We start from the raw sequence: 26726 nt of genomic DNA on the forward strand, positions 1-26726 counted from the left end.
ATAATTGCATTATTTTATACGCCATAGTGTAACGTTATCTGTCTGAATTCGTTCAATCTTTTGTTGCAGCATACGTTTCTTTAATTCACGTTCAGCTGTTTGTTCTGTTAATGAATAGATAAAAGCTACTTCATTTGTTGAAAGTGTATGGAATCTTGTAAATAGCTCTTCCATTGTTGGTAATGGTTGACGCACAAGCTGTTCATCCAACATCTCTTGTAAAATATGTTCATAAACTTCATAGGAATAGTTACCACTAACTTTAAGACCCTCATCTTCAATACATTCATTGAAAAATACAACGCTAGGTACTTCATCAACTTCCATTTCACGTTTAATATATAAATCGCATTGGAAGGCACGTGCTGCTTCCTTAGAACCGAAGTCTGCAGAAAATTCATTCATATCTAATTGAACATCTTCTGCAATTTTTAACAATGTAGCATAAGAATTGACGTCTTGACGGTTTAGTAATACATATTCTTGTAGTTTCGACAAATAGCGTGCTCCTGCACGTCTGCCCTGTAACTCGGCTGCTTTTATAGCGATAGATGGTAAAACAGGATGATTAATGTCGAGTTCAATACCTGATACACATCCCTTTACACGCTTACTTAAACAATTCAAAGAGGCAAGCTCTGTGCTTAGTACAAGACGCCATGTAAAGTAATGGTTGTACTCTAGCTGTAACCTACGAAGAATGGCTTGCATACTAAAAGCTTCAGGACAAAGTGGATCTACGAAAATATACAATTCAATAGGCTTATTGGCAGTAAAAATCTCGGGAGTTGGCTCTTGCAGCATTTGAATATTATTCACGTAACAATTCCCCCTCATCGTCATTTGGTGTATTAATCATGTGATGAGCTGTTAATACTAAACGTTGATAATAAGTTTCGCGGAATTTCCCTTCCAACCCAACTTCATCCATCGCTTCGGACATGCATTCAAGCCAAGCTTGAGCACGATCAGGTGTAATCGGAAAATTCATATGGCGTGCACGCATCATTGGATGTCCATGCTCCTCAGTAAAAAGATTTGGTCCACCTAAATACTGTGTTTGAAATTGAATTTGCTTGCGAGCTGTCTCTGTCAAATCTTTCGGAAAGATTGGAATAAGATCAGGATGCTGAGCAACTCTTTTATAGAACGCATGGATTAGCTCTGAAAGCTTTTCAGCTCCCAGCTCCTCATAAGGAACAGTGTATTTTCGACTCATATGTTAAATGCCCCTTTAATTCTTTATATCGTAAAGTATATGTTTATACTTGGCTATCTTTAAAATGTGAATTTCTTGTGACTACCTTCATTCTATCAACGTCTTTTCGTTAACACAAACAAAGCGCTCTTTTGAAATGTTTTTCGCAGAAAAGCACAAATTTCACCACGAGGGTGAAATTTGCCGAAATAGACGGTATTAACAGTGATTTTGCGATTAAACAGTGTAGTAATTCATCACTTTTTGGACATAATTCTGTGTTTCTTTGAAAGGAGGAACACCACCATATTTTGTAACGCGTGAAGCTCCAGCGTTATAAGCAGCTAACGCTAATGTAGGATCATTATCAAATTTATCTAGTAATTGGCGTAAATATTTGGCCCCTGCCATAATATTTTGCTCAGGATCAAAGGCGTTTGTAACCCCTAAATATTGCGCAGTTTTTGGCATTAATTGCATTAATCCTTGTGCTCCAGCATGACTAACCACATTTGAATTAAAATTAGACTCTTGCTTAATCACTGCCGCGATGAGTTTTTCAGGCACATTATATGTAGCTGCAGCCTTTTGAATAATCGAAGCGTATTGATTTGCACCTGCTAATGAATTGGCATATGCTGTTGAACCTATTACATTATCCGCAACATAGGAGTCGAGTTTTGTACTAGATTGTGTGTTTGCTATTGCTGCCTGTACAGCAGAAGGTATGAAGACGGAATTAGAACCATTATAAAGTAATGCTTGATAAGCATTATTTTGCATGTTTTCAGATAACCCATTTAAATTACTAAGCTGGTTCATGTATGACGAAGCGCTTGATACACCTCCAAGCAAACTAGATAATTTTGCCTTATTAGTAGTAGTTAAGTCGCCTAGCAATTCGCTTATCATGTTTGAAAACATAGAATTACTGTCTGTAAGATTGTTTGACGATGAATTTTCTGAAGATCCTAGTGTTTGTAATGCTTGAATGTCAAGTAAAGTTCTGAGTGATTGGATATCCAAGGAATTGTCATCCTTTCTTGTTATACTATTTAAATGATTTCAGCAACATCCGCTGGTATAGAGGAACTCAGTCTAAGAATGCATGTCCTGTGGCAAGGACTGAGTGATCAACATCACGTTGGCCTAATGCCTCCGGACGCAATTATGCCGAGGCATAATTGATCTATTAGATGGTGTTATTCTTTTGTAATGCTTTCATAAAACGTGCGATTTTTTTATCTGTAGCCCGTTTTTCGATACCATATTGCTGTAGAAATTCGTCGAAGATTGCATTTCCTTTTATTGCATCTTTTGATTCATATTCTACCTCATAATCGTCGCACTGCAAATAGAAAGAATGATCGAATACTAGAAGACCATCCTTATAAGGAATTTCGACACGATCAGTTGTCAGTGAACCGAATACTTCTAATTCTTCTAAAGGAATGTTATATAGAGCCAGTCTTTTAGCTACTTCTTGGGCATAGAATCCTTCTCCAACAAGCATTTTTTTAGCTTGCACAGCAGTTAATTCGTCAGTTGTCTCTAAATGTGCATGCTCTGCATTTTTTTCTTTTAAAGTACATTCAAAATATTTGTCGATTTGTCTAATACGAAGCCCACTTTGTAGTTTCCGAATAGCTTGAGAAGGTGTATCGAAATAATGATTTTTTTGACGATGAATAGCATTTTCGGGAATGTTGAATTCTTGCAATAAATATTCATATTGTTGTTTAGTTAAGAGATTTTTAAATTCTATTTCAAGTTGTTGTGCCATATGCTCACCTGTTTGTTTAATTTTTTAACGTTTGTTGCTTAAGAGAAAGAAAGGATTAAAATGATTTTTTACTTTTCGCAAAGTAACCAACGCTGTGTTACATCTTATAGAAAAAGTCAACCTAATTATTTTCTGAATAGTTAGTTAACGTACTTTTTAAATTAGCTCAAAATTGGTTGATTGTAGTGGAGACTGGACGCCCCCAGGAAAGCGCCCAGTCGGAACGGAAATCAACTACACGCTATGATAAAAAGTTTAGTTCGTTATTTCATTGATTTAGTATTTACACACTGCAACTATTTACCCTCTATGCTAAAATAAGAGGAAGAGTAAGACGAAAAGGGGAACCGCGTGTGCGTAAAATTTATACAATAGAAACATTGAATTTTGAAAACGAGCAACTTCATTTTAGTTTAAACGACATTGAAGTAAATTTACAGTTAAAACCTGCAGCACAATTAATTGCAGATTCTGATGACTTTGCATTTATTTATTTACTTGATGCCGGAGAGAATTATCATTACTTGCGTTTTCCACCGAGTAGTTGGGATCAACTTGTACATATTTTGCAAAGAAAGCAAAATCCAAAGCTACAGTTAGGTGAAGAAGTTATTGAGCTTACAAATTTTTACGATGAATTGGAAATGCTCGTGTATAATATTGAAGGAAATTACAATTATGGGGCGGAATTTGTCCAAGAGGTGGAACAACACTTCAAGCCAATTCTTGCTGAATAAAAAGACAAAACGAACAGACGGTGTTGGTTTTGTTCGATACCGAATGTCGGGAGGTTTTTGTGATGGGACAATGGGAAATATTTTTAAGTCCTTATAAACAAGCAGTAGATGAATTAAAAGTAAAATTAAAGGGTATGCGTTCGCAGTTTGGTATTGTTAATGCAAATTCACCAATTGAATTTGTTACGGGACGTGTAAAGCCTTTAGCAAGTATATATGACAAAACATTAGAAAAAGGACTCGCCTTTGAGCCATCTAAACAACTAGGTGATGAGCTAGGTGATATCGCTGGCCTACGTATTATGTGTCAATTTGTAGATGATATCTCAACAGTTACGGAGCTAATACGTCAACGTAAAGATATGCGTGTAGTTGAAGAGCGTGACTATATTGCAAATAATAAGCCAAGTGGATATCGCTCATATCATATGATTGTGGAATACCCTGTAGAGACGATACAAGGGAAAAAAATGGTATTAGCTGAAATTCAAATAAGAACATTAGCGATGAATTTCTGGGCATCTATTGAGCATTCACTAAATTATAAATATAAGGGAATGTTCCCCGAGGAAATAAAAAATCGCCTTCAAAGTGCAGCAGAAGCTGCCTTCCGGTTGGATGAGGAAATGTCGTCCATTCGCAGTGAGATTCAAGAAGCGCAAGCATATTTTAGTGAATACAAAGAAGCATCGAATCCTAATTTACTATCGGAGAAGGAGCGTGACACGCAATGAAATTTTCCATTCAATCACGTAGAGATGCACAGTCGAACGAATTAATGGAGCTAGCTAGAACATATTTACAGGATTTTGGGCTAACTTATGATGAAGAAGCGCCTGAAATCGTAGTCTCCATTGGAGGAGATGGCACATTATTACATGCCTTTCATCGATATTCTCATTTGCTAGATCAGGTTGCTTTTGTAGGTATCCATACAGGGCATTTAGGATTTTATGCAGATTGGAAGCCGTCTGAATTAGAAAAACTTGTTTTGTCTATTGCTAAGAAGGACTTTAACGTTGTGGAGTATCCACTACTAGAGGTAAAGGTGGAGCATTATAATGCAGAATCCAATACGTATTTAGCGTTAAATGAAGCAACTGTGAAATCACCAGATGTCACGCTTGTTATGGATGTGGAGTTAAATGGCAATCAGTTTGAACGTTTCCGTGGAGACGGTCTTTGTGTGTCAACTCCTTCTGGTAGTACAGCTTATAATAAAGCCCTCGGTGGAGCGATTATTCACCCAACTTTAGCAGCACTTCAAATTACTGAAATAGCATCTATCAATAACCGCGTCTTCCGTACAGTTGGTTCACCACTCATTTTACCAGCACACCATCACTGTGTTTTACGTCCAGTAAATGATCAAAACTTTAATATGACAGTTGATCATTTACAAGTTACGCAAGGCGATGTGAAGTCGATTGCTTTTAATGTAGCAAATGAAAGAGTACGTTTTGCACGTTTCCGTCCATTCCCATTCTGGGAACGAGTACATGAATCATTTGTGGCAAATGAGTAAAATGGATACAAGGTTTACACTGCACTTTAGAGCGGAAAAGGAAGGCCAATTACTGAGGGAGGCCTTAACTGAATGGCGTATCTCCAAGCGAGCTTTAACAGCTATTAAATTTGATGGAGGCTTACTGACAGTGAATGATGTCGAACGCAATGTTAGGCATCCTCTTCACGTTGGAGATCGTGTTGAAGTTAAATTCCCTCCTGAAGAAAAAAGTGAAGGGCTCGCTATTGAACATGGTGACCTTTCTATTATTTATGAGGATGAAGCTATTTTAGTGCTGAATAAGCCAGCGCATCAGAGTACGATCCCTTCTCGAGAGCATCCGACACATAGCGTAGCTAATCTAGTGTGCGGTCACTTTCAGCAGCAAGGTCTAGCATCAACTGCTCATATCGTAACGAGACTTGATCGTGATACTTCTGGCTTGTTATGCATTGCTAAACATTCTCATATTCATCATTTAACGGGACTTGCGCAGCGCAGTGGAGAGATTTCTCGACAATATGAAGCAATAGTACATGGACATGTGGCACAAGATATCCAATCTATTATTGCTCCTATTGGACGCAAAGAGACGAGTATCATTGAGCGAGAGGTGCGTGAGGATGGACAATTTGCGCATACAGACGTGACAATTTTAAGGCGCTTTTATTTACAAAATGAACCGATGACCCATATACAACTAAAGTTGCATACAGGGCGCACCCATCAAATTCGTGTGCATATGGCCTATGTGGGACATCCACTTGTTGGAGATGAACTTTATGGTGGAAGTCGCGAGTATATAAATAGACAAGCCTTACATTGTGTATCCTTAAAGATGCTTCATCCTTTGACAGATGAGAGTTTACAATTCACAAGTAACTTAAACATAGATATGCAACGATTATTAAATGACTCCTTAGTTTGAAGTTCGAGACTATCTAAACAGTCATTAGTTCACTAAGAATGAAAACTATTACTGAATCATGTTATAAATTTAAGGAGATGTTCGCACAAACGGGCATCTCTTTATCATTTTATTTTCTATAAAAGTAATAAGTTTTTCTTAACAACACGTTAACAGAACAAAAAGTGATTGTAGGATATAGTAAAGTATTGGATTTTTCAGGCTCATTACCACAATGTGGGGTTGATTTCCGTTCCAACTGGGCGCTTTGTTGCTGCCGCTACGTTAGCACTACGCTTTCGCACAGAGCAAAGCTTCCTGGGGGCGTCCGATGAGCCGCTTAGGCCAACACGATGTTGGTCACGAAGGCATTATCACAGGATGTGATGTTCTTAGCCTTCGTTCCTCTATTTGCTCGCTCCAGGGTCTCATCTGTGACGCTGATCCCCAAGGAGTCGCCCAGTCTCCACTCCAATCAACTAATATCCATTTCATACGTTATAATAAATGTCATCTCCAACTTTTGTTGATGATCCATTTTTTATTCAGCAAAGATGAAAAATAGAAAATATTCATCCACAGATATATCCAATTAGATTGCTAAGTAGTAAAAAAAGGGTTTGCAGAAAAGGCACAATACACTCTATTATATATAAGGTAGATTTACGGTATTGCCCGTACAAATGATTCAATGCTCGGAAGGAGGGGACAAGCATGATAGAGGAAAGAAATGAAAAGAATGATGTGCAATTCGACGAGGCACGTTTGCGAGAAATGCTCGAAACACATGATATTAACGCATTCCGTGATGAGTTTTTAGAGCTTCATCCATATGATCAGGCAACGTTTTATGAGAAGGTGGAGCCTGATATAAGGAAGATTATCTATTCGTTCTTGTCTCCGACGGAAATGGCTGATATTTTTGAGGCAATCGAAATAGATGATGATGAATACACAGCGTATCTAGCTGAGATGGATCCGTCTTATGGTGCAGAAATGCTTTCTCATATGTATGCAGATGATGCAGCAGACGTTTTAAATGAGTTAGATACGAAACAACGTGAAAGCTATTTGGGCATGATGGATGAGGAAACAGCTGAAGAGATTAATGAGTTATTAAGATATGACGAAGGTACAGCTGGTTCTATCATGACGACTGAATATGTAGCGATACCAGAAAATTCTACTGTTCGTTCAGCAATGGCGATTTTAAGGAAAGAAGCGCCAGATGCAGAAACCATTTATTATATATTTGTCGTTGATGAAGCACATCGATTAACAGGTGTTATTACGCTTCGCGATTTAATTATTGCTGATGAAGATACCCTTATACGTTCGATTATGAATGAACGTGTTGTGATGGTGCACGTAGGAGATGACCAAGAAGAGGTTGCTCAAATTATGAAGGACTATAACTTCTTAGCGACACCAGTTATTGACGATAAGGGAGAATTACTAGGGATTATTACAGTCGACGATATTATCGACGTTATTGATGAGGAAGCATCGGAAGATTACTCTAAATTAGCGGGTATTTCCGATATGGATAAATTTGATACAACCTCGTTTCAAGCTGCTAAAAAGCGTTTACCATGGCTTGTCATATTATTATTTTTAGGGATGTTGACAGCAAATTTAATTGGACATTTTGAGGCAACGTTAGAACATGTTGCATTACTCGCGGTGTTTATCCCTCTCATTTCAGGTACTTCTGGAAATAGTGGAACACAGGCACTGGCGGTAGCTATTCGGGGCATTACGACAGGAGATGTCGAAGAACATAGCAAGCTAAAATTACTACTACGTGAAGCAGGTACAGGCTTAATGTCTGGAATTGTTTGTGGACTGATTGTGATCGGTATCGTCTATATTTGGAAACAAGAGCTTATTCTTGGAATGCTAGTAGGAGCAGCGCTTTGTGGTTCTATTTTAGTAGCAACACTTGCAGGTTCTTTTATACCACTGCTAATGCACCGCATGAAAATCGATCCAGCTGTTGCGTCAGGTCCATTTATTACAACATTAAATGATATTACCAGTATTTTAATTTACTTAGGTTTGGCGACAGTGTTCTTAAGCCAAATAGGCTGAGAACCAAATTTCTTCCTTTTGCATATTGTATGAAAAAAGGGAAGTGAGTAATGTGGGTCGAGAGCCACGCTTGTTTATAAAATCACCATCATATTTTCTTAATATTTCTAAGGTGCTACATGAACTTGATCTGGAAGAAAGTACGTCAGTGTATATAAAGGACGGCAATTTCAATGAAACTATTGAAGAAAAAGAAGAAGTGATTGAAGAAGTACAAATAGATCCGTATTTACTAAAGCAACTTCAATTTTTAGAAAAGCCGTTTCGACAAAAAGCCTATCAACCGTTAGTTATATGTTTAAAGGATGGTAGAAGATTACGGGGTAGTGCATCTGATGTACAGACCGATTCATTGATGCTTACTTCTTTCGAATTGAAGACACAAGAGATTATATATTTTGAGGACATAGAACAAGTATTATGGCGAGGTAAACAATTACCTACCTTATGAAAAAAGTGTACAGCAGAGGATGCTGTACACTTTTTTTTATGTGTAGTGTGTCAAAGGAGAAAAGACTATTCACAAATCCCTAAGTCAACATCAGCAATACATTGTACAGCGCAGAAGCATGATAAATCTACAGTGATACAGCTCTCAGTTGAATTCCAATCATCTACTTTACATATTTTTTTCATGTTGACACAGCAGCCATCTCGACTTAATAGATCTACAGTACTTTCGCTGGAGTCAAATGAACATAAAGGCTCTAAAACACGCAAAGTAGCGCAGCACTCATCAAACATATCTTCTACACGGAAAAACACTGATGTACATATACATGGATCTGCTGTTGGGGAACTGAAAAATGCTTTAAAAGGAGTACCGTCTTTTGTAATTAACATGAATACACGTGTATCTGCTTGAGAGCGTGCAGGACTTACAATGCCTCCAAGTGGTTCTAAGAAACAGTTAGCTGTACATGGTTGACATTCTTCTCTCACCGCTTGATTCTGAATGTCTAAAATAGCGCGTACTACGTCACAAACGCAGCCTGCTGAATGGATTGGTTCAATAGGATTTGTTGGCTTGCCACAACCCATATCGTCACCTCCTTTCCTTGTTACTACTTCTACAATATGTGCTTATGAAAAATGGACTCGGGCTTTCGTATATATAGTCAAATGAATAGTTTTTTTATGTATGGAGAAACTTTAAAGAAAAGGAGGGGAAAACTTGAAGCTATCAGGAATGATGTTACCTCTATTAGTCAGTTTAACGCTTTTAAGCGGTTGCGGTGAAAAAGAAAAATTTATTGTCTATGGTTCACCGGAAAATGAAAAGGAAGTTGAAGCCATTTTAAAAGAAGAGGACTTTGTAGACAAAACAACGGTTATACAATATGACAATAGTATGCTTGTAGCGGTGCAAATTAAACCATGGGATAAGTGGAAAAAAGATAAATTAGAGAAAAAGTTGCAAAAGAAATTTGATGAAAAATATCCAAACAAAGATGTTTTTGTCTCGACTGATTATAAAATTTTTTATGAAGCCAATAAAATAAAAAAGGATCAAGTTGAAGATAATAAACTGAAAGATAAAATTAAGAAATTGAAAAAGCTTGCAAAGGAGGAAACGTAATGGAAAAAGAACAATACCAACAGTTAGAACAAAATGTCACGCCGAAACCGCCCTATTTTAAGAATGTTGCAAAGGCATTTCTAGTAGGTGGACTTATTTGTTTTATCGGGCAGGCCGTATCGCTTTTTTATATAATTTTCTTTGATTTTACCGAAGCAACAGCCGGAAATCCAACAGTTTCAACAATGATATTTTTCGCCATGATTTTAACGGGTTTTGGCTTATATAAGAAAATTGGTCAGTTTGCTGGAGCTGGATCGGCTGTGCCTGTTACAGGGTTTGGTAATGCTGTTATTTCTGCTGCTATTGAGCATAGATCTGAAGGATTAGTACTTGGTGTAGGTGGAAATTTATTTAAATTAGCTGGGTCAGTTGTATTATTTGGTGTTGTCTCCGCCTTTTTTATTGCACTTATTAAATTCATTCTTGTAACGATAGGAGTGGTTTCATGGTAATTGTCTTTCAATCGAAGCCTTCCTTAATAGCAGGTGGTGTGGTAGCTGGCCCACTAGAGAAACGTAGTATATTTAGTCAATATTTTGATGCGAATTACGATGATGAGCGTTGGCAAATGAAAACAAATGAACAAGGTCATCGAAAAATGGTGCAAGAGGCCTGTGAATTTGCCATGAAAAAAGCGGGTGTGGAAAATACTGCCATTGATTACTTTATGGGCGGCGATTTAGTTAATCAAATGACACCAACTAATTTTGCGGCCAGAGACTTAGACATTCCTTTTATCGGATTATTCTCAGCATGTGCCACCTCTATATCTTCAGTAATTGTTGCGAGCCTATTAACAGAAGTAGGTGCCTCCAATTTATCGCTAGCTGGTGCTTCTAGTCAGCACAATGCGGTTGAGCGACAATTCCGCTATCCAATCAATTATGGCTCACAAAAGCCCCAAACTGCTCAATGGACGGTAACGGCTGCTGGTTATGCTCTTATTGGTAAACATCAAGAGGAATATCCTTCTATTGAAGCAGCAACTGTTGGAAAATCCGTTGATTATGGTATGGATGATCCCTTTCACATGGGCGCAGCGATGGCACCAGCAGCTTTTCAGACGATTCAATCACATTTAGAGCAGCGTAATCAAAAAATTTACCACTATGATTTAATTTTAACAGGTGATTTAGGTCAACTTGGCTTAAAACTGCTAAAAGGAATGTTTGTTGAAAGTGGCATAAAGAGTGAGGAGTTAAAACCTTTACGTGATGCAGGCGCAGAGTTTTATGGACAGGATGAAACATTCCAATCCGGTGCGAGTGGTGCAGGTTGCTCGGCAGCTGTTTTTTTTAGTTATGTGATCCAACAGATGCGAGCAGGTACCTATAAACGAGTACTGCTTGTGGCGACAGGAGCATTGCTGTCTCCGCTTACATTTCAACAAGGCGAGACAATTCCATGTACGGCACATGCGATTGAAATTACAATGAAATGAGGCAAAATCTATGGTTATGACATTTGTATTTGCATTTTTTGTAGGAGGAATAATTTGCGCCATAGGTCAATTATTAATGGATTTTGGTAAACTAACACCTGGACATACATTGAGTACTCTAGTCGTAGCTGGTGCCATTCTTTCCGGGATGGGTTTGTATGAACCACTTATTAATTTTGCTGGTGCTGGTGCAACTGTTCCTATTACATCTTTTGGAAATTCCTTAACGCATGGTGCAATTGTTGAAGCGGAAAAACATGGGCTTGTAGGTGTATTAACCGGGATGTTTGAGGTGACAAGCTCTGGAATCAGTGCTGCCATTGTTTTTGGCTTTATAGGAGCATTAATATTTAAACCAAAAGGAAATGTCGATTAGACGAATACCCCACCCATTTTTACAACCGACACATATTATAGGTTGTAGAAGGGAGGGGTATTTTTATGGGATATCAAGGCTGGGGTGCTCATACGTATGGAGGGCATGCTGATTGTTGTTACGGAGGAGACTATGGCGGTTACTACGGTGGTCACCATGGCGGTTACTATGGCTACGGACATGGTCATAGTTCAACTTTTGTCTTAATTGTTGTCCTATTCATTCTTCTGATCATTGTCGGTGCTGCTTGCATATAATTTGATTAACTTCTTTCGGCAGAAGTCTCCCACCTTTATAGATGGTGAGAAGAATGCGGGTTTAGCTATTTTTCAGCGGATGTCCAAACATTTGCTGAAAGAAGTTAAAGCCTCCGGCGGATGTTACGGAATCGGATAGGAGTTCTTAGAGGATGTTAGCCTAAAATCATCGCATCCATGCGATAACGGCTAACTGACCTGCATCGTGCAGGCCTAAGCACAAAGCCGATTCTGAACGCAATTATGCCGAGGCATAATTGATTGTGACAGTAGATAGAGGCTTTAGCTTTTCTTCAGAGTGCACCATTATCTGAATAAAGTTTAAAGCCTTCACTAGTTGTCAAATGTTTCGTGAATGAAATAACAGTGAAAAATAAATTTAAATTTTAATTGATAGGAGGGGGAACATGAATCGCGGATTTTTTAATTCGATTGAACAAAAAACTGGAGTATCGATGGATGAAATTTTCGCATTAGCAAATGAAATTCAACATGCTGATTTTACAAATGAAAAACAAGTAAGAAAAATAGTACGGCGCGTAAGTAAAATGTCCAAGAGACAAATTACGCAAGAGCTTGAAGATCAGTTAGTACAATCTATTATTCAAGATGGTAGTTCACTAGATTTAGATAAAATTACTAAAATGATGAAATAACATGATATATCTACTATTTAAAGCAATATATCTATAAGGTTGGTTAAATGGATTTTCATTTACAAATCAACCTTTAAAGCATTGTAGAGAAATAAAAAGGGTGTTACGATATGCATTAGCATTTTCGTAACACCTTCTTGATCGATTATGCCTCGGCATAGTTGCGTCTAGAATCGGCTTTGTGATTAGGCCAACACGAAGTTGGTCACTCAGTCGTTGCCACAGGACGTGGCGTTCTTAGACTGAGTTCTTCTATTTCAGCGGATGTATGGACAACCACTGAAAGAAGTTAAATCGTTTTTTCCATAGCACGATGTGGGATACCAGCATCCATAAATTCAGGAGATGTGGCAGTATAGCCAAGCTTTTCATAAAACGGAATAGCATAGCTTTGTGCATTGAGTTTAAGTTTTTTCTTATTTATTGAAATGGCGTGATTTTCCATTTCCTTCATAATTAAAGCACCTAGTTTTTTACCTCGCTGATCTTGTAAAATACAGACACGTTCAATTTTTACAGCATCGTCCTCGATGCTACGTAAACGTGCAGCACCTACAGGATCATTGCCTTCGTACATAATGAAATGTGTTGCGGATGCATCCTCAGCATCACACTCAAGATGAAGAGGCACACCTTGCTCTTCAACAAAAACTTGTTTGCGGACTACAAACGCATCCTCATGTTCTTTTGTTGTTTCAACAATCTTAACTTTATACAAAGATTACTCAGCTCCAGTCAATCGGAAAGTTTCATACGTTGTCCACGAGCCGTCTTCCAATTGGTATAAAAGATGAATGCGATCAATTGTATCTTTTTCATCAACACCTGTCATACGTAATTGCCCAAAGATGTCATCGTGCTCGGAATCTGTCATTTTTTGAGCAATCGTAATATGTGGTACAAATACATGTTTTGTCTCACCAAAAGGTACTTTTTCTTCTAGAGTTTGGTGGATTGCTGTTAATTGTTCGGTTGATTCAATGCGGAAATAAATCGCATTTGTTGTAGGGAAAAATGAACTTATGCGTAATGCATGAATGTTTAAAGGTGCATATTTGGCAGCAAGTTCATCTAATTGCTTTACGATAGATTGAATATCTTCTTCCGTTGCATCGAAGCTGTCCTTTAATGTTATGTGCGGAGTAATTTTCGCATAATGAGGATCGTATCGTTTGCGATAAGTATTCGCTAAATCTTGCAATTTTTTTGATGGAAATGCCACAATACCGTATTTCATAGGCCATTACCTCCCGAAAATAAACAATTTTTTATTTAAGTATAACAGAAAATTTCGATTTCGTAATTTGAATCGTCTATATTAATTGAAATTTTCAATTAATGCACGACGTAAATCAGGTTTCCAATATTTCCATGTATGATTGCCATCAAATTCTTCATAAAATGTAGAAAATCCTTTGTTTAACATGAGATTATGCAGTTGACGATTTGGTGTTAAAAAATCTTTAATTGTTTTATCCATCGTGACAACTTTATCTTCCTCTTTCCCAACAATATGGTAAATAGAGATTGCACCTGGATCTTTAAAATTCTCTACAGTTTGTAGAACATCTTCGTCAACATATGGTGATTGTAAAATAACCTTGCCAAAAATACTTGGGTATTTTAATGCGGCCATTAAAGAAGCGGTTGCAGCCATTGAATCACCAATAACTCCACGACTCATTCCCATTTGATATGTTGCATATTCAGCGTCTAAATATGGCACAAGCTCATGTGCTAAAAAACGAAGGTATGCTTCATGTTGCTCTCCACTTGGAATATATTTATGACGTCGATCCTTAATGTCCTTATAAGGAACGAATGCAATGATTAAATTTTCGATTTCATAGTCATCAATAAGTTCATCAGCAAGTTTGGTAATACCCCCAAGCTGGAAATAATCTTTGCCATCTGATGCAATTAAAATATTATATTTATATAGTGGAGAATAATTTGCAGGAACATAAATATAGAGCTGTAATTCCTCCTGTAATGCTTCACTATAGAACTTTAAATCCTGTACAGTTCCCTTATCCAATGATGACACTCCTTCTCATGTTTGTAACAAAATTGTACCATATAGCTAAAGTAAAGGTATAATAGGTTGGGCTAGCACTATTCTAGCAATAAAATCGAAATGAGGGTTAGTTATGCATGATAAAAGTATTCGCATACACTCTGATGAAGTAGCGAAGGCAGCCCAAGCTGCACTCATTCGTCGTGGTGTATCGCTAGAGGATATTGCTAAAATCGTTTATGAAATGCAAAAATCCTATAATGAAGGTTTAACATTAGACCACTGTGTTCATTCTGTAGAGCGTGTATTACGTAAGCGTGAAGTTCAACATGCTTTATTAGTAGGAATAGAATTAGATGAACTTGCAGAGAAAAAGTTATTATCGGCACCATTACAGCAAATAATAGAATCCGATGAGGGTTTATTTGGTGTGGATGAAACAATCGCACTTGGATCTGTTTTTACATATGGTAGCATAGCGGTAACAACTTTCGGACATTTAGATAAGCAAAAAATCGGTATTATTAAGAAGTTGGATACAGAACCTGGCCATCATGTAAATACGTTTTTAGATGATTTAGTTGGCAGTATCGCTGCTTCTGCCGCGTCACGTATTGCACATCGTATGCGTGACTTGGAAGAAGAGGGCGAGACATTTGCTGATATCGAGCCAGAAGAGCTAGGGCCAAAAACAAAATCACATAATGAGATTTAACATAGTATTAATATATAACAGAGCCTTCGCTAAGCATGCGAGGGCTCTGTTTTTAGTGTTATTAGCGATTCGTGATGCTACCGGCGATTCTCCAAATGTTATCAGCGATTCTTGGCATTTTACCAGCGATTTTCATGATGTTATCAGCGATTCTTGGCATTTTACCGGCGATTCTCATGATGTTATCAGCGATTCTTGGTATTTTATCAGCGATTTTCATGATGTTATCAGCGATTCTCGGCATTTTACCAGCGATCGGCATTCATCGTAGTTTCCCCTGCTTTCTAGTATGCTTAGCCGATTGTTTTGTATACTCATACCGATGTATAAAATAGGACATACTATGAGATAGAAAATAGTCAGCTCGTTGAAGTATCTCAAAATCATTGGGGTGCTATTGCATCTACATAGCTTGAATGTAGTAGCCTGATATTTTACAATAGAAACATCGTGAAACTTTAAAGGGTTTTTGATGAGCTAAGTATTCTTTTAGAAGCTTCCTTAAAGTGTAATAAAGATGATTAATTGTGAGGGACCTACTACATGAAAATGCAAGATATAAAAACGTTAATTACGAGTGGTACAATCATTCTTGCTGTTGCATTGTATATGATTTTTGGCAGATCACCAGCCCAAGAAAAGGATGCAACATCGACTAACCAGCATGGTACTATTTCTATTGAACAGGTTGAAGGAAAAACAGGAAATAAACGCTTTGATGTAGATTATATTAAAGCCTATGATGGTGATACAATTCAGGCGACAATAAATGGCAAGAAACAAAAAATTCGCCTATTGATGGTAGATACACCTGAAATGAATTATAACAAAGGTGAAGCACAGCCTTATGCTAAAGAGGCGAGAGATTATACGATTAAATTGTTAGAACACGCCAAAAAGATTGAGGCGGTTTACGATGTTGGACCAGAAACAGATAACTATGATCGCTTATTAGCCTATGTCTTTGTTGATGATGTAATGTTGCAGGAATCATTACTAAAAGAAGGACTTGCAGCAGTACGTTTTATCCATAAACCAAACAATACGTTTGAAGATGAATTTAGAGACATCCAACAAGATGCAGAAAAAGCAAAATTAAATATTTGGTCACACCAAAATTACTTCCAAAAAGATGGTTTCCATCCGGAAGTATTAAAATAAAGGTTATCAATCAAGGGACGGTCCCAGAAGGCAATGAAAAATGCCTTTTGAGGGCGGTCCTTTCTTTATTCAAAATTTATAGTAGTAAATAAAGTGAAGTATGAAAATCATTAATTTAATTTTCTATGATTTTATAGTAATAAGCATTAATAAGTTTGAATTTGCTCAAAGTGTTAATCTACTTGTAAGTAATAGTAATCGAATAGGTAAATCAAGTTTAATAAAATCGCTTTTTTTTGCACTAATTGGTTTAGGTATTGAGTTAATTCGTTTAGCACATGAATACAATTAAAATTTTGCTATCTATGCCTGATGCCATGTTTGCCATTGTAACTGTTATTACAATTGAATTTATGTAACTGCCATGAAAATAAGTTTCTTCAGAAAAAGTAAAAAACAATACTTAATAAAAGCTTTGCTCTACTTTTAAAAATACTGAACTGATGCCTGTCTCTATTCACACGTGGCTCACGTCTCCCAAACTGCAACTTTAATTAGTTCCTCAAGAGATTTAGAACAATTTTTAAAATCACTTAATTTCCAATTCTTATTTCTAGCATGATTGTGGTAAAAATATTAACTAATACAGCTATATTTTCATATACTATTCCCTCCTTTAAATAATATTGGAATTATCACTTAAATAAGATTCTGAAGTACCTTCCAGAAACCGTTTATATTAAAAAGACAATTATATTCCTCAATTTGCTTAAATGTCTTCTACTGAGTTGGATAGTATTCCTACTAAAAAAACATTTACATTTCCTAATATTCAGAGTACTATAAAATTCAACTTACATTCAACCGACATGTAAGTTGAATGTAAGTTAGGGAGGGATTTTCTTTGAAAGGAACAACACTTCAAGAAACAGCGTATCATGAAATTAAAAACAAAATTATTAGAGGGGACTTTTTAGAAAGCGGTTTCACTTCCCAAAATCAGTTAGCGGCTGAACTTGGAATAAGTAGAACACCGATAATGACTGCTTTACAAAGGTTACAAAATGAAGGGTTTGTAAAAATTATTTCAAATCATGGCATTCAAATTTTAGGACTGAATGTTCATGAACTAGAAGAAATGTATGAACTGCGATTGGCGTTAGAAACTTTTGTCATACCAAAAATAGTTGAATTGGTGACTGAGGAACAAATTGAGATACTTGAGGAAATCATTCAAGAACAGAAAAAGTGTGTAGAACACAATGATATATTTCAATTTTTGAAATTGGACTCTGCTTTTCATCTTCAGCTTACTGAAGTTTATGGAAACTCCTTATTTATTCAAACACTTACTAATATTCGAGAAAGATTATTTAGTAACCCGTATTATTTTCGCAGAAAAGAATATCCAATTTCTAGATATATAAAGGAACATGAAAAAATAATAGAGGCAATTAAATCTAAAGACATTAGACAAGCGATTAAAGAGTTAGAAACACATATTGTAAATGGATAGATTTTGAATTTTTGGAGTTTTCATCGAAATTGTTAACCTAGGAGCGAATTATGAAGAATAAAACTTTAATGGACAGTATTATTATTGGATTTGCCACATTTGCAATATTTTTTGGAGCAGGAAATCTTATTTTCCCACCCTTTATTGGTTTTACATCGGGAACAGAATGGGTACCGGCGTTACTTGGTATGACACTTACAGGTGTAATTTTACCGGTATTAGGAATTGTAGCTGTATCAAACAGCGGAGGAACATTCGCTGACTTAACTAAGCCAATAGCACCTTGGTTTTATAAGGTGTTTTGTACACTCATCATGATAGTCATTGGAACTTTCATCAATGTTCCGCGAACTGCTGGAACTAGTTATGAAGTTGCTATTCAACCGTTTTTTCCTAATTTTTCTACAGTCTTGTTCAGCATCATTTTCTTTGCTATTGTGTTTTTAGTTTCTGCTAACAAAGCAAAGGTTATTGATACAATTGGGAAATTTTTCACACCTTTTAAATTTGGATTGCTGCTAGTTATCGTTGCTGTTGCCATTTTTTCTCCTATTGGGAATCCAATTTCAACAAATTTATCGCAACCATTTTTGAACGCCTTTGTTCAGTCCTATCAAACAGCCGATGTATTGACTGGGTTGCTCGTTTCAAATATTATCATCGCAGCAATCCGTGCCAAAGGATACGCTGGAAAAGAATTAAAGAAAGTTACAATATATGTTTCTGCCATTGCTGGTCTTGGGCTTTTCGTAATTTATGGAGGATTGCTCTACCTTGGAGCATCCGGTAGCCAAGTAATTTCAAACAATAATATTGAAAGAACTAGTTTGTTAGTAGAGTTGATGAAAAAATTGATGGGGCAAGGTGGCCTGACACTACTTGCACTATGTGTTTTACTAGCTTGCGTGGTTACAGCAATCGGATTAACAAGTGCAACTAGTGACTTCTTGACAGACCTAACAAAGAATAAAATTCCTTATACTGTTTGGGTGGCTATTAATACAATAATAAGTGCAATTTTTGCAAATGTTAAAGTGGATGCACTTATTTCAGCGGCTGCACCTATCTTCCTTGCTCTGTACCCAATTTCGATTATACTCGTTATTTTAGGATTGTGTAGAAAGTATATACCAAATAGAGGGTCTTATATTGGAACAGCATGTTTTACATTCATATTTAGTTTAAATGATGCATTTAATGCAATGGGTATTAAATCAGATGTCTTTAACTCATTTGTGGCAAACATACCATTCAGTTCGCAAGGTTTCACATGGTTGATACCAGCGATCGTAGGATTTATTGCGGGAACTATCATTTACAAAATATTCATTAAAAAGCCTAGCGATATTATTGCAGCATAATTTACATATCAAATTGAAAGAAGGAAGTTTTATGAAAAAACCTATTATCGGAATTTCTTGTAGCTTTAGTCCAAATGGACAGATTGGAGTTGTGTCTCACCTTGGTGCACCAAGCCAGGAATGGCAACTTCTTGCAGACGACTATATTCAAGCAATTGAGAAAGCTGGAGGGATTCCAGTGATTTTGCCAGTTGTTGAAAATCCAGAAACAATCCTTCCGATTCTTGGAAAGCTAGATGGAATTATTTTTACTGGCGGAAATGATGTGAGTCCACTTTGTTATAACGAAATGCCTTCAAGTGCAGTTGGAGAAGTCTCTGTGAAAAGGGACAATGTAGATTTGGCACTAATCAAATCTGCATTGGAGAACTATCAAATTCCGATATTAGGGATTTGCAGAGGTTGTCAAATGCTGAACGTGGCTCTTGGTGGCACATTACATCAAGATCTTGCTAAAGATGATGTTACTAAGAATGAGCACTTCTTATCGTCATACCCTATCGAAAATATTTCTCAAATAGCAAATATTGAGACAAACAGTAGACTTGCAAAAATTTTCGGAAGTAAAAGTATAGGAATCAATAGTTTCCATCATCAAGCAGTTAAAGATTTAGGGGAAAATTTAGTAGTAGCTGCAAAAGCCGATGATGGTGTCATTGAGGCTATTGAAATTCAAGGTGAGAGATTTATTGTTGGTGTTCAATGGCACCCTGAGATGATGCAGAGAAACAAAGTAAATCACTCTGTCTTTTTTGAGAGTTTTATTAAGGAGTGCTCCCTTAGAAATGATTAATCTAGCTCGCTAGGTTCTTAATGGGAATATTTATAGGTGGTTTTCTTCCGTCGGTAGTAAGTTTAATATGAAAAAATTCATCTGAAAAAATGGAAAGTTTAACATTTCCTATGTATCTTTACTTAAGAGGGTTATTTCCATCCGGAGATAATAACATAAAAAGCTCCATTTACTGATTGCTCAGTGAATGGAGCCTTTTCGTTAATTATGTGTATCGCAAGTGTACTCCAACTTTTTGCGTGAGCATTTGTACGACACTATATGTAGGGCCTGAAATTCATATATCAAAGTCGAATTGTTGGATAGAGTATATAAAAGCCTATCATTTGTCTTATTTTACATCTTCTGTCCACTTTGAAACTTTATCTTTATTGTCTTTAATCCATTTTTTTGCTGCCTCTTTAGGATCAGTGCCTTTCATAATATCAAACATAACACTTTCAATATCTTCCGGAGTCCAGTGGAAGTTTTTAAGAACACTATACGCTCCCGGATTATCTTCTTTCAATCCTTTACGTGCAAATGTGCCAATATATTCTTCAGCACCGTATATACCTTTAGGATCGTCTAAATATTTTAAATCAAAAGCGTTAAATTTCCAGTGTGGAGACCAACCTGTCACTATGATTTCTTCATTTTTCGCAATGGCTTGAGTAAGGGCTGCTGTCATTGCGCCCGCAGATGAGGTAACTACATTCCAGCCTTCAAGGTTACTATATTCTTTATAAGCATTATCCGTAGTTGCTGTCATATTTGCTCCTGGATCAATGCCAGTTATCGTTTTACCAGCTTCATCTGTTAAATCTTCGATAGAGTTTACATCCATATAACTTGGGACAACTAAGCCAATTTTTGCACCTGCAAGGTTTTCACCCAAATCTACTATTTTATCTTTGTACTTCTCAACTTGTGGGGCATGTGTTTGTGGTAACCAAGCTGACACCATACCATCAACCTCTCCTTTAGCAAGAGCTTCCCACATAATTCCATTATCTAGTGGTGTTAGTGTTACATCATATCCTAAGTCCTCTAGAACTTGTCCTACTACATTTGTAGAAGCAATTTCAGTATCCCATTCAACATAGGTTAAGTTCACTTCATTTTTTTCTTTATTTTTCGTGTCTTCACCACCTGAGCTACAAGCAGCTAATACGAACATTAATGCTAATGCCAATCCTATCTTCAATAATTTACTGAATCTCATAGAATCTCCCTCTCTTTATTATAGGATGAGGTATATCTAAATATTAACAAGTAACAACTTAAAGTTATCAAAAGGTTGTTACTTTTGTCAAATCGGCTTGTTTATAAAATTGTAAATCTTAAAGGGAGATTTGAGATAGGACAAGTAAAAAAGTTCATGTTTAAGAGCCGTTGAATCTTTAATTTAAGGCTGTCGTAAGACTTACTTTAGATTTGAGAAAGGTAAATTCATTAATGTTTGAGTTGAACAGAAATTAAAAGACTTGAACGGAGATGATTTTTCCTATGAATACTTCTGCTATTGTACAAACACAGAATCTTACTAAAAAGCATGGATCTATTAATTCAGTAAATAAAGTGGATCTTTATGTTCAGGAAGGAGAGATTTATGGGTTTTTGGGCCCGAATGGTGCTGGAAAAACAACTACGCTAAAAATGCTGCTCGGACTCATCAAGCCTTCTGAAGGGACAATCAATATATTTGGGGAAAGTTTAAGCAAACGTCGGTCACCCATTTTACAACGTACGGGATCCTTAATCGAATCACCTTCTTATTATGGGCATCTGACAGGACTCGAGAATATGAGGGTCATGCAACGACTAAGAAATGTACCAGATAAAAACATACATGAGGTACTTCGTATCGTACGTCTGGAGAATCAGAAGGACAAAAAAGCTGAACAATATTCTCTAGGAATGAAGCAACGATTAGGTATCGCAATGGCCTTGCTCGCCTTCCCGAAGCTACTGATTCTAGATGAACCAACGAACGGTCTTGATCCCGCAGGCATTGGTGAAATTCGAGAACTCATTAAATCATTGCCAGCACGCTATGGGATTACTGTATTGCTCTCTAGCCATATGCTCTCAGAGATTGACCAAATTGCTACTTCAGTAGGCATTATCAGCGATGGGAATCTACTGTTTCAAGGAAGTATGGAAAGTTTACAAAAAAAAGGTAGAAGCGCAATCCGTCTTAAAACCGGAGACAACACTAAAGCAGAGGAGTTGCTCCTCACGCAAGGCTATAGTCTAACAAAAGGCGGTAGCCGTCTTGAATTCGACAATCTTGCGGACAAAGAGGTTGCAGAAATAAATAGACTACTTGTAGAACATTACATTCCTGTCACTAGGATTGAAGAGCAAAAGAAAAGCTTGGAGGACATTTTCCTGGAGCTGACAGGGAAGGAGCGAAGCTTGTGATTAAAACATTAGGACTAGAATATTACAAAATACGCCGTAAAAAAGTATGGATCATGATTACATTATTTCTTGGCGTGGAGATGCTGTGGGCATTCATGTCTATTACCCGGTCCATAGCTAAAAATCCGGAACACGCTGTGTGGGAATCTATCATTTTCAATATATCCTCTATGAATGGGCTTTTTATGCCAATTATTTCTGCCATTGTTGTCTCTCGTATTTGTGATATGGAGCATAAAGGGAGGAAGAAATAAGAGGCAAATAAAATACTTAAGAGAGATTAAACGAGGCATTAGTTATAAAAACTAATGTCTTTTTTCATAGAATAATTTATCCCATATTATCTGTATGTAACCCACACTGGTTAATGTTGCACTTTATCTTTTGTAGAAGGCTGGATTTAAGGGGAAGGAATGAGCCGTGGTTGAAGTTATGGTGCTGATTTTGATGAAACTCAAAATTGCAAGAAAAAAGATTATCAAAATTTGCTCGAAAACTAACAAATTTTGATTTTTTTAATTTTATAGGTAATGCTATAGTTTCGAATGTTAAATATAAAAATTTTGATTTTCTTGATTGATACATTAAGGAGATTTTGTAGTAAATGAAAAAAGTTAGCTTACTATTGTCATACTTTTGATAGTTTCTTAACTATCACTGTAATCTATCTACTTATGAACTCAGTGATAGTGAAGGTGATTATATAATAGAGAGTTTGAGTGGCGGTGTTGCCATTGTACGATTAAGGATGAATTAAGGGATATCGTTATTCCTAATGAGATTAAAGGCAAGCCAATTTTAGAAATAGAGAACAGAGTGTTTAAGGGAGATGCTATCACAAACTTGAGTGTTATAAAGGTTGGAATCCACATCAAGCGTTAAGACAATTGAAGATTCTATATGAACATAACAAGCGCACAATTTACAGCGTACAATTACCGTGCGCTTGATTTATAAGTCTAACCATGAAGGGAGATGTTTCGTAATTTGATACATCTCTTTTTCTATTTAGATAAGAAAGAGGACATATTTATCACCGTTTGTATTTTATAAGGAGAATTTTTTTAAAAGTTCCTATAACAACATGTTCAATTTTACATATAGCCTTGTGGAAGTCTGTGGCGTTGAGAAACACTTCCTCACGATAGAAATGCTGTAGATGGCCCGGTTTTAAGATGAAAAATTAGAATTGAGAATCCCTAAAAGATAGATGTTTTGAATGGATTTTATAAGATTATCAACTTTTGCATGAAAACGAACAAAAACTGATTTTGTTTGTTTTAAAATGCCTGATATAGTGTAAATATCATTGGAAACAAGAGGATTTATTCACAGTTTTTTAAAATTAAGTGAATTTGGTGAGAATAAGCTGTATTTGTTGTTTAAAAGAGTAGTTAAATAATCTTAACATCTGTTTTATTGGCTACTTTTATTATCTAAAGTAGTTATAAAGTATTAAAAATATTACTTTTTAATGTTTAGTGTCATAAAAAACGGGGAATAGAATGTATTGATAAGAGATATATAAGCTTATCTAATTCAAACTGTTAGTATGACACAGCTGGAGTTTACCGGTGGAAGACATTGAGGTGTTTTTATGTATAATTTCTTGGATCGTTTATCTTTGCAAAAAGTGGGTGTATTACATCATATTTACAAAGAACAGAGGCTATATTCAAGTTTCGAGTTATCCCAAAGGATGGGTCTGTCTGAGAGAACAATTTTGAAAATAGTAGATGAGATAGCAATTGATTTAGAATTTATTACCGAATCTGCTGTTATCCAAAAAGAAGAGCTTAAGTATTTTCAATTAATTTATAAAGATAATTTTTCTATGAAGACTATAGAAAGATATTATTTACAAAACTCATTAACATATAAAGTTTTTGATGAGATGTTTTACAATAAATTTTTTGATATAAACATGTTTGTTTTGGATAATTTCACTAGCCCTGCATCCGTATATCGACGAATAAAAAAAGTTAAGCCTTTGTTAGATCAATTTCACTTGAAGTATACATCTTATGCGGAAGTCAGTCTTGACGGGACAGAAAAGCAATTTCGTTATTTTTATTTCTTGTTCTACTGGAATTCATCTTGGGGAGAGGAATGGCCATTTGTTCAAGTTTCTAGAGAAGAAATACTAGAATTAATGGAGGAAGTAGACATAGCCTATTCCGAACAACTTTTATATTGGCTGGCTATTTGCTTAACACGTGTAAAATTAGGTTGCTTAATCGAATATCATCCTATGTACGCTAACTTTACGAAACATCATCATAACTATGAGCAATTGTCAGGAAGAATTAAGTATATATTTAAAAAAATTACTGATTTATCAGATGAAGAAATCGAACTAGAAACAATGTTTACATTCTCCATCATTAGCTGTATGCGTCATTATCTGAAGAAAGATAATGCAGTAAGTTTATTGATTAACTTTGCACAACATCATAATCAGGAGTTATTTGTACAAACAACTTTATACTGGATGGAAGTATTCATTGAGTATTTTTCAGTTACTTTAGATGTAGAAGAATATGGGGCACTCTTTGTAAACTTACTGCATCTTCATTATTTTATTTTAACCTTTTCTGGTCCAGCTAGTTTATTTAAAGAAGATCTTTATAAAAAGCGATTAAACATGCATGAAACTGCTCAAATAGAAATCATGAATCAGTTTTATGATCGGCTATTGGAAAATAAGGCTTTCGACACCGTATTTAAACGAAGAGAAATATTAATTGGCCGATATCATAAATTACTAAAACAAACAATTGATTTTGTAAATAGGGATACGATTAAAATAAAAATATTTTCAATGATAAATGATGTTCCATATCTATTCAGTCAAATAAAACGTCTTTTTATCCATGTTGAGTTATGTTCTGAAGATGAAGAGGCGGAACTAATTATAACGGATCGCTTATACTTAAATATTAACAAAGACTTAGAAGATATATTTGTATGGAATACAGTTCCTCAAAGAAGCGATTATGAAAGGTTATCAAAAAAACTACAGGAAATCTATTTCAATAAGTATCAACAGCCGAATAAGCTACTATTGAAAACTTTATTAAGTGAAGTTTAAAGAAATAAGTCGATATTTTGGGGATGAGTTATGCTAATGAATTAAACAATTGATGAGGAGTCGGTTAAATGTGTAAAAATATACCGAAGGAATTAACATATTATTTAAAATTGGGTGATGCTGTTGTCATCGTTGATGAAAATCAATTCATTATTGATATAAACCAACAATACGAAACGATCACCGGCTATAAAAGAGAATTTCTAATAGGATTATCAATAGAATCTTTAAAATCGAGTGCAACACCATTTGTTATGTATAAATCGTTAAAACATACATTAAGAAAAGGACAGCCATGGTCTGGGACAATGGTTAATATCAACAAATCATTAGAGCTAAGGTATTCATTTATAACGATTACACCTATTGAAATAAAAGAAATTGTTTATTATGTAGGAGTAATGCGCATAGCAGAACAACTATTGATAGAAGAAGTGAATCAGAACAAGATAGATCAAAAAGAAGTATTTAAGCTGTTAGCTCTATCAACTGAAATGCGTGATGTAAATATAGCAGAACATCTTTTAAATGTGCAAAAGTTATCTGAGGAATTCTTGCTAATCCTCTTTGAAGATAGAACCTATAATTTATCGTTAGATTATGTAAGTAAAATTATAGATTTCAGTGTATTACATGACATTGGAAAAACGGGTATACCAGAATCGATACTGTATAAAACTGGTCCATTAACAGTCTATGAAAAGAAAATTATGAAGATGCATCCTCTTATGGGTGTAGATGTATTGAATAAACTGACTAATGAAATGGACAATAAAGTTTTTGATGATACAAAAATAGCTGAAAATATTATTAAATATCATCATGAGAATTGGGATGGAACAGGATATCCAAAGGGATTAAAAGGAGAAGAAATTCCTTTTGAAGCGAGAGTAATATCTATAGTAGATGTTTACGACGCTTTAGTTAGTAATAGAGCTTATAAAAAAGCTTGGACAAAAGAAGAAGCTCTTTCTTATTTAAAAGAACAGAAGGGTATTAAGTTTGACCCGAATTTAGTAGAAGTGTTTATAGAAAAAGTAGTAGGTAAGAATAGTATTATACTAAAATAAAGCAGAGTGTTCAGGTAAATAATATGTGTGATAGTGAAATTGTTTGTTACCTATACAGCTGCATAATAGACTGTTTAAGTATAATTACCAATTTTATTATAAATTTTAAAAAAATGTATTA

The 26726-nt window shown here is 35.8% G+C and carries 30 protein-coding genes and 1 pseudogene; 22 read left to right on the forward strand and 9 right to left on the reverse strand.

What is annotated here, in order from left to right:
* Window positions 1–9: 9 nt before the first annotated feature.
* The 4 genes from ACQKMV_RS01405 to ACQKMV_RS01420 all read right to left on the reverse strand — a co-directional run bounded on the left by ACQKMV_RS01405 (window position 10) and on the right by ACQKMV_RS01420 (window position 2981).
* Window positions 10–819 carry a DsbA family protein gene (locus tag ACQKMV_RS01405; protein WP_427502058.1) on the reverse strand — a complete coding sequence of 270 codons (810 nt, stop codon included), beginning with the start codon at window positions 817–819 and terminating at the stop codon, window positions 10–12.
* Entirely contained in the window at window positions 812–1219 is a 408-nt protein-coding gene (locus tag ACQKMV_RS01410) for a globin (RefSeq protein WP_049668151.1), read from the reverse strand. Before ACQKMV_RS01410 ends, ACQKMV_RS01405 begins: the two co-directional genes overlap by 8 nt.
* 216 nt (window positions 1220–1435) lie before the next feature.
* Entirely contained in the window at window positions 1436–2224 is a 789-nt protein-coding gene (locus tag ACQKMV_RS01415) for a lytic transglycosylase domain-containing protein (RefSeq protein ID WP_427502059.1), read from the reverse strand.
* A gap of 166 nt (window positions 2225–2390) precedes the next feature.
* Window positions 2391–2981, reverse strand: coding sequence for a CYTH domain-containing protein (locus tag ACQKMV_RS01420; RefSeq protein ID WP_427502060.1), 591 nt, complete (start codon window positions 2979–2981; stop codon window positions 2391–2393).
* 353 nt (window positions 2982–3334) lie between these two features.
* Here ACQKMV_RS01420 and ACQKMV_RS01425 point away from each other — a divergent pair, with 353 nt between their 5' ends.
* The 6 genes from ACQKMV_RS01425 to ACQKMV_RS01450 all read left to right on the forward strand — a co-directional run bounded on the left by ACQKMV_RS01425 (window position 3335) and on the right by ACQKMV_RS01450 (window position 8674).
* The gene (locus ACQKMV_RS01425; protein ID WP_427502061.1) at window positions 3335–3718 is read left to right on the forward strand and encodes a hypothetical protein; all 384 of its coding nucleotides are present in this window, start codon (window positions 3335–3337) and stop codon (window positions 3716–3718) included.
* A 62-nt stretch (window positions 3719–3780) separates the two neighbouring features.
* Entirely contained in the window at window positions 3781–4452 is a 672-nt protein-coding gene (locus ACQKMV_RS01430; RefSeq protein ID WP_427502062.1) for a GTP pyrophosphokinase, read from the forward strand.
* Window positions 4449–5243, forward strand: a complete 795-nt coding sequence (locus ACQKMV_RS01435; RefSeq protein ID WP_427502063.1) for an NAD kinase — start codon at window positions 4449–4451, stop codon at window positions 5241–5243. Before ACQKMV_RS01430 ends, ACQKMV_RS01435 begins: the two co-directional genes overlap by 4 nt.
* Window position 5244: 1 nt before the next feature.
* Window positions 5245–6153: an RluA family pseudouridine synthase gene (locus ACQKMV_RS01440; RefSeq protein WP_427502492.1), complete on the forward strand. Its 909-nt coding sequence runs from the start codon at window positions 5245–5247 to the stop codon at window positions 6151–6153.
* Window positions 6154–6846: 693 nt separating this feature from the next.
* Window positions 6847–8223 (forward strand): magnesium transporter, encoded by a 1377-nt coding sequence (mgtE, locus tag ACQKMV_RS01445; RefSeq protein WP_427502064.1) that lies wholly within the window; start codon window positions 6847–6849, stop codon window positions 8221–8223.
* Window positions 8224–8275: 52 nt separating this feature from the next.
* A complete protein-coding gene (locus tag ACQKMV_RS01450) occupies window positions 8276–8674 on the forward strand; it encodes a hypothetical protein (RefSeq protein WP_427502065.1) in 399 nt (132 codons plus the stop codon).
* 65 nt (window positions 8675–8739) lie between these two features.
* Here ACQKMV_RS01450 and ACQKMV_RS01455 read toward each other — a convergent pair whose 3' ends face one another.
* Window positions 8740–9264: a CotY/CotZ family spore coat protein gene (locus tag ACQKMV_RS01455; protein WP_427502066.1), complete on the reverse strand. Its 525-nt coding sequence runs from the start codon at window positions 9262–9264 to the stop codon at window positions 8740–8742.
* Window positions 9265–9397: 133 nt separating this feature from the next.
* On the opposite strand from ACQKMV_RS01455, the gene ACQKMV_RS01460 reads away from it, so the two are divergent.
* The 6 genes from ACQKMV_RS01460 (at window position 9398) to ACQKMV_RS01485 (ending at window position 12535) form a co-directional block, all read left to right on the forward strand.
* Window positions 9398–9802 carry a YhcN/YlaJ family sporulation lipoprotein gene (locus ACQKMV_RS01460; protein WP_427502067.1) on the forward strand — a complete coding sequence of 135 codons (405 nt, stop codon included), beginning with the start codon at window positions 9398–9400 and terminating at the stop codon, window positions 9800–9802.
* Window positions 9802–10257 carry a stage V sporulation protein AC gene (gene spoVAC / locus ACQKMV_RS01465; RefSeq protein ID WP_427502068.1) on the forward strand — a complete coding sequence of 152 codons (456 nt, stop codon included), beginning with the start codon at window positions 9802–9804 and terminating at the stop codon, window positions 10255–10257. Before ACQKMV_RS01460 ends, spoVAC begins: the two co-directional genes overlap by 1 nt.
* Entirely contained in the window at window positions 10251–11246 is a 996-nt protein-coding gene (locus ACQKMV_RS01470) for a stage V sporulation protein AD (protein ID WP_427502069.1), read from the forward strand. The genes spoVAC and ACQKMV_RS01470 overlap by 7 nt, the downstream gene beginning before the upstream one ends.
* Window positions 11247–11262: 16 nt before the next feature.
* Complete coding sequence (gene spoVAE, locus ACQKMV_RS01475) at window positions 11263–11622, forward strand: stage V sporulation protein AE (protein WP_427423924.1); 360 nt, start codon at window positions 11263–11265, stop codon at window positions 11620–11622.
* Window positions 11623–11687: 65 nt separating this feature from the next.
* Window positions 11688–11879 (forward strand): YjcZ family sporulation protein, encoded by a 192-nt coding sequence (locus ACQKMV_RS01480; protein WP_427502070.1) that lies wholly within the window; start codon window positions 11688–11690, stop codon window positions 11877–11879.
* A 407-nt stretch (window positions 11880–12286) separates the two neighbouring features.
* Window positions 12287–12535, forward strand: a complete 249-nt coding sequence (locus ACQKMV_RS01485; protein WP_337991518.1) for a stage VI sporulation protein F — start codon at window positions 12287–12289, stop codon at window positions 12533–12535.
* A 289-nt stretch (window positions 12536–12824) separates the two neighbouring features.
* Here ACQKMV_RS01485 and ACQKMV_RS01490 read toward each other — a convergent pair whose 3' ends face one another.
* The 3 genes from ACQKMV_RS01490 to ACQKMV_RS01500 all read right to left on the reverse strand — a co-directional run bounded on the left by ACQKMV_RS01490 (window position 12825) and on the right by ACQKMV_RS01500 (window position 14573).
* On the reverse strand, window positions 12825–13253 hold the full coding sequence (locus ACQKMV_RS01490; RefSeq protein WP_427502071.1) for a GNAT family N-acetyltransferase: 429 nt from the start codon (window positions 13251–13253) through the stop codon (window positions 12825–12827).
* Between the two features lie 3 nt (window positions 13254–13256).
* Window positions 13257–13772 (reverse strand): YjcG family protein, encoded by a 516-nt coding sequence (locus tag ACQKMV_RS01495; RefSeq protein WP_427502072.1) that lies wholly within the window; start codon window positions 13770–13772, stop codon window positions 13257–13259.
* An 81-nt stretch (window positions 13773–13853) separates the two neighbouring features.
* Complete coding sequence (locus ACQKMV_RS01500; protein WP_427502073.1) at window positions 13854–14573, reverse strand: alpha/beta hydrolase; 720 nt, start codon at window positions 14571–14573, stop codon at window positions 13854–13856.
* Window positions 14574–14685: 112 nt separating this feature from the next.
* Here ACQKMV_RS01500 and ACQKMV_RS01505 point away from each other — a divergent pair, with 112 nt between their 5' ends.
* The 6 genes from ACQKMV_RS01505 (at window position 14686) to ACQKMV_RS01530 (ending at window position 20038) form a co-directional block, all read left to right on the forward strand.
* Window positions 14686–15267, forward strand: coding sequence for a phosphatidylglycerophosphatase A family protein (locus tag ACQKMV_RS01505; RefSeq protein ID WP_427423552.1), 582 nt, complete (start codon window positions 14686–14688; stop codon window positions 15265–15267).
* Between the two features lie 95 nt (window positions 15268–15362).
* Window positions 15363–15602, forward strand: a complete 240-nt coding sequence (locus tag ACQKMV_RS01510) for a hypothetical protein (protein WP_427502074.1) — start codon at window positions 15363–15365, stop codon at window positions 15600–15602.
* Between the two features lie 208 nt (window positions 15603–15810).
* Window positions 15811–16428 carry a thermonuclease family protein gene (locus tag ACQKMV_RS01515; RefSeq protein ID WP_427502075.1) on the forward strand — a complete coding sequence of 206 codons (618 nt, stop codon included), beginning with the start codon at window positions 15811–15813 and terminating at the stop codon, window positions 16426–16428.
* Between the two features lie 844 nt (window positions 16429–17272).
* Window positions 17273–17884, forward strand: a complete 612-nt coding sequence (locus ACQKMV_RS01520) for a GntR family transcriptional regulator (RefSeq protein WP_427502076.1) — start codon at window positions 17273–17275, stop codon at window positions 17882–17884.
* Window positions 17885–17934: 50 nt separating this feature from the next.
* The gene (gene brnQ / locus ACQKMV_RS01525; RefSeq protein WP_427502077.1) at window positions 17935–19245 is read left to right on the forward strand and encodes a branched-chain amino acid transport system II carrier protein; all 1311 of its coding nucleotides are present in this window, start codon (window positions 17935–17937) and stop codon (window positions 19243–19245) included.
* 31 nt (window positions 19246–19276) lie between these two features.
* Window positions 19277–20038: a gamma-glutamyl-gamma-aminobutyrate hydrolase family protein gene (locus ACQKMV_RS01530; RefSeq protein ID WP_427502078.1), complete on the forward strand. Its 762-nt coding sequence runs from the start codon at window positions 19277–19279 to the stop codon at window positions 20036–20038.
* Between the two features lie 331 nt (window positions 20039–20369).
* Here the strand turns inward: ACQKMV_RS01530 and ACQKMV_RS01535 are convergent, their stop codons facing one another.
* Complete coding sequence (locus ACQKMV_RS01535; protein ID WP_427502079.1) at window positions 20370–21242, reverse strand: glycine betaine ABC transporter substrate-binding protein; 873 nt, start codon at window positions 21240–21242, stop codon at window positions 20370–20372.
* A gap of 284 nt (window positions 21243–21526) precedes the next feature.
* On the opposite strand from ACQKMV_RS01535, the gene ACQKMV_RS01540 reads away from it, so the two are divergent.
* The 4 genes and pseudogenes from ACQKMV_RS01540 to ACQKMV_RS01555 all read left to right on the forward strand — a co-directional run bounded on the left by ACQKMV_RS01540 (window position 21527) and on the right by ACQKMV_RS01555 (window position 26605).
* Window positions 21527–22444: an ATP-binding cassette domain-containing protein gene (locus tag ACQKMV_RS01540; protein ID WP_427502080.1), complete on the forward strand. Its 918-nt coding sequence runs from the start codon at window positions 21527–21529 to the stop codon at window positions 22442–22444.
* A pseudogene (locus ACQKMV_RS01545) lies at window positions 22441–22686 on the forward strand (ABC transporter permease); the annotation flags it as partial. The gene ACQKMV_RS01540 and the pseudogene ACQKMV_RS01545, both read left to right, overlap by 4 nt.
* Window positions 22687–24041: 1355 nt before the next feature.
* A complete protein-coding gene (locus ACQKMV_RS01550) occupies window positions 24042–25535 on the forward strand; it encodes a helix-turn-helix domain-containing protein (RefSeq protein ID WP_427502081.1) in 1494 nt (497 codons plus the stop codon).
* Window positions 25536–25603: 68 nt separating this feature from the next.
* The gene (locus ACQKMV_RS01555; RefSeq protein WP_427502082.1) at window positions 25604–26605 is read left to right on the forward strand and encodes an HD domain-containing phosphohydrolase; all 1002 of its coding nucleotides are present in this window, start codon (window positions 25604–25606) and stop codon (window positions 26603–26605) included.
* Window positions 26606–26726: the final 121 nt, after the last annotated feature.

It is taken from the genome of Lysinibacillus sp. NPDC094403, from assembly GCF_050278745.1.
Classification (GTDB): domain Bacteria; phylum Bacillota; class Bacilli; order Bacillales_A; family Planococcaceae; genus Lysinibacillus.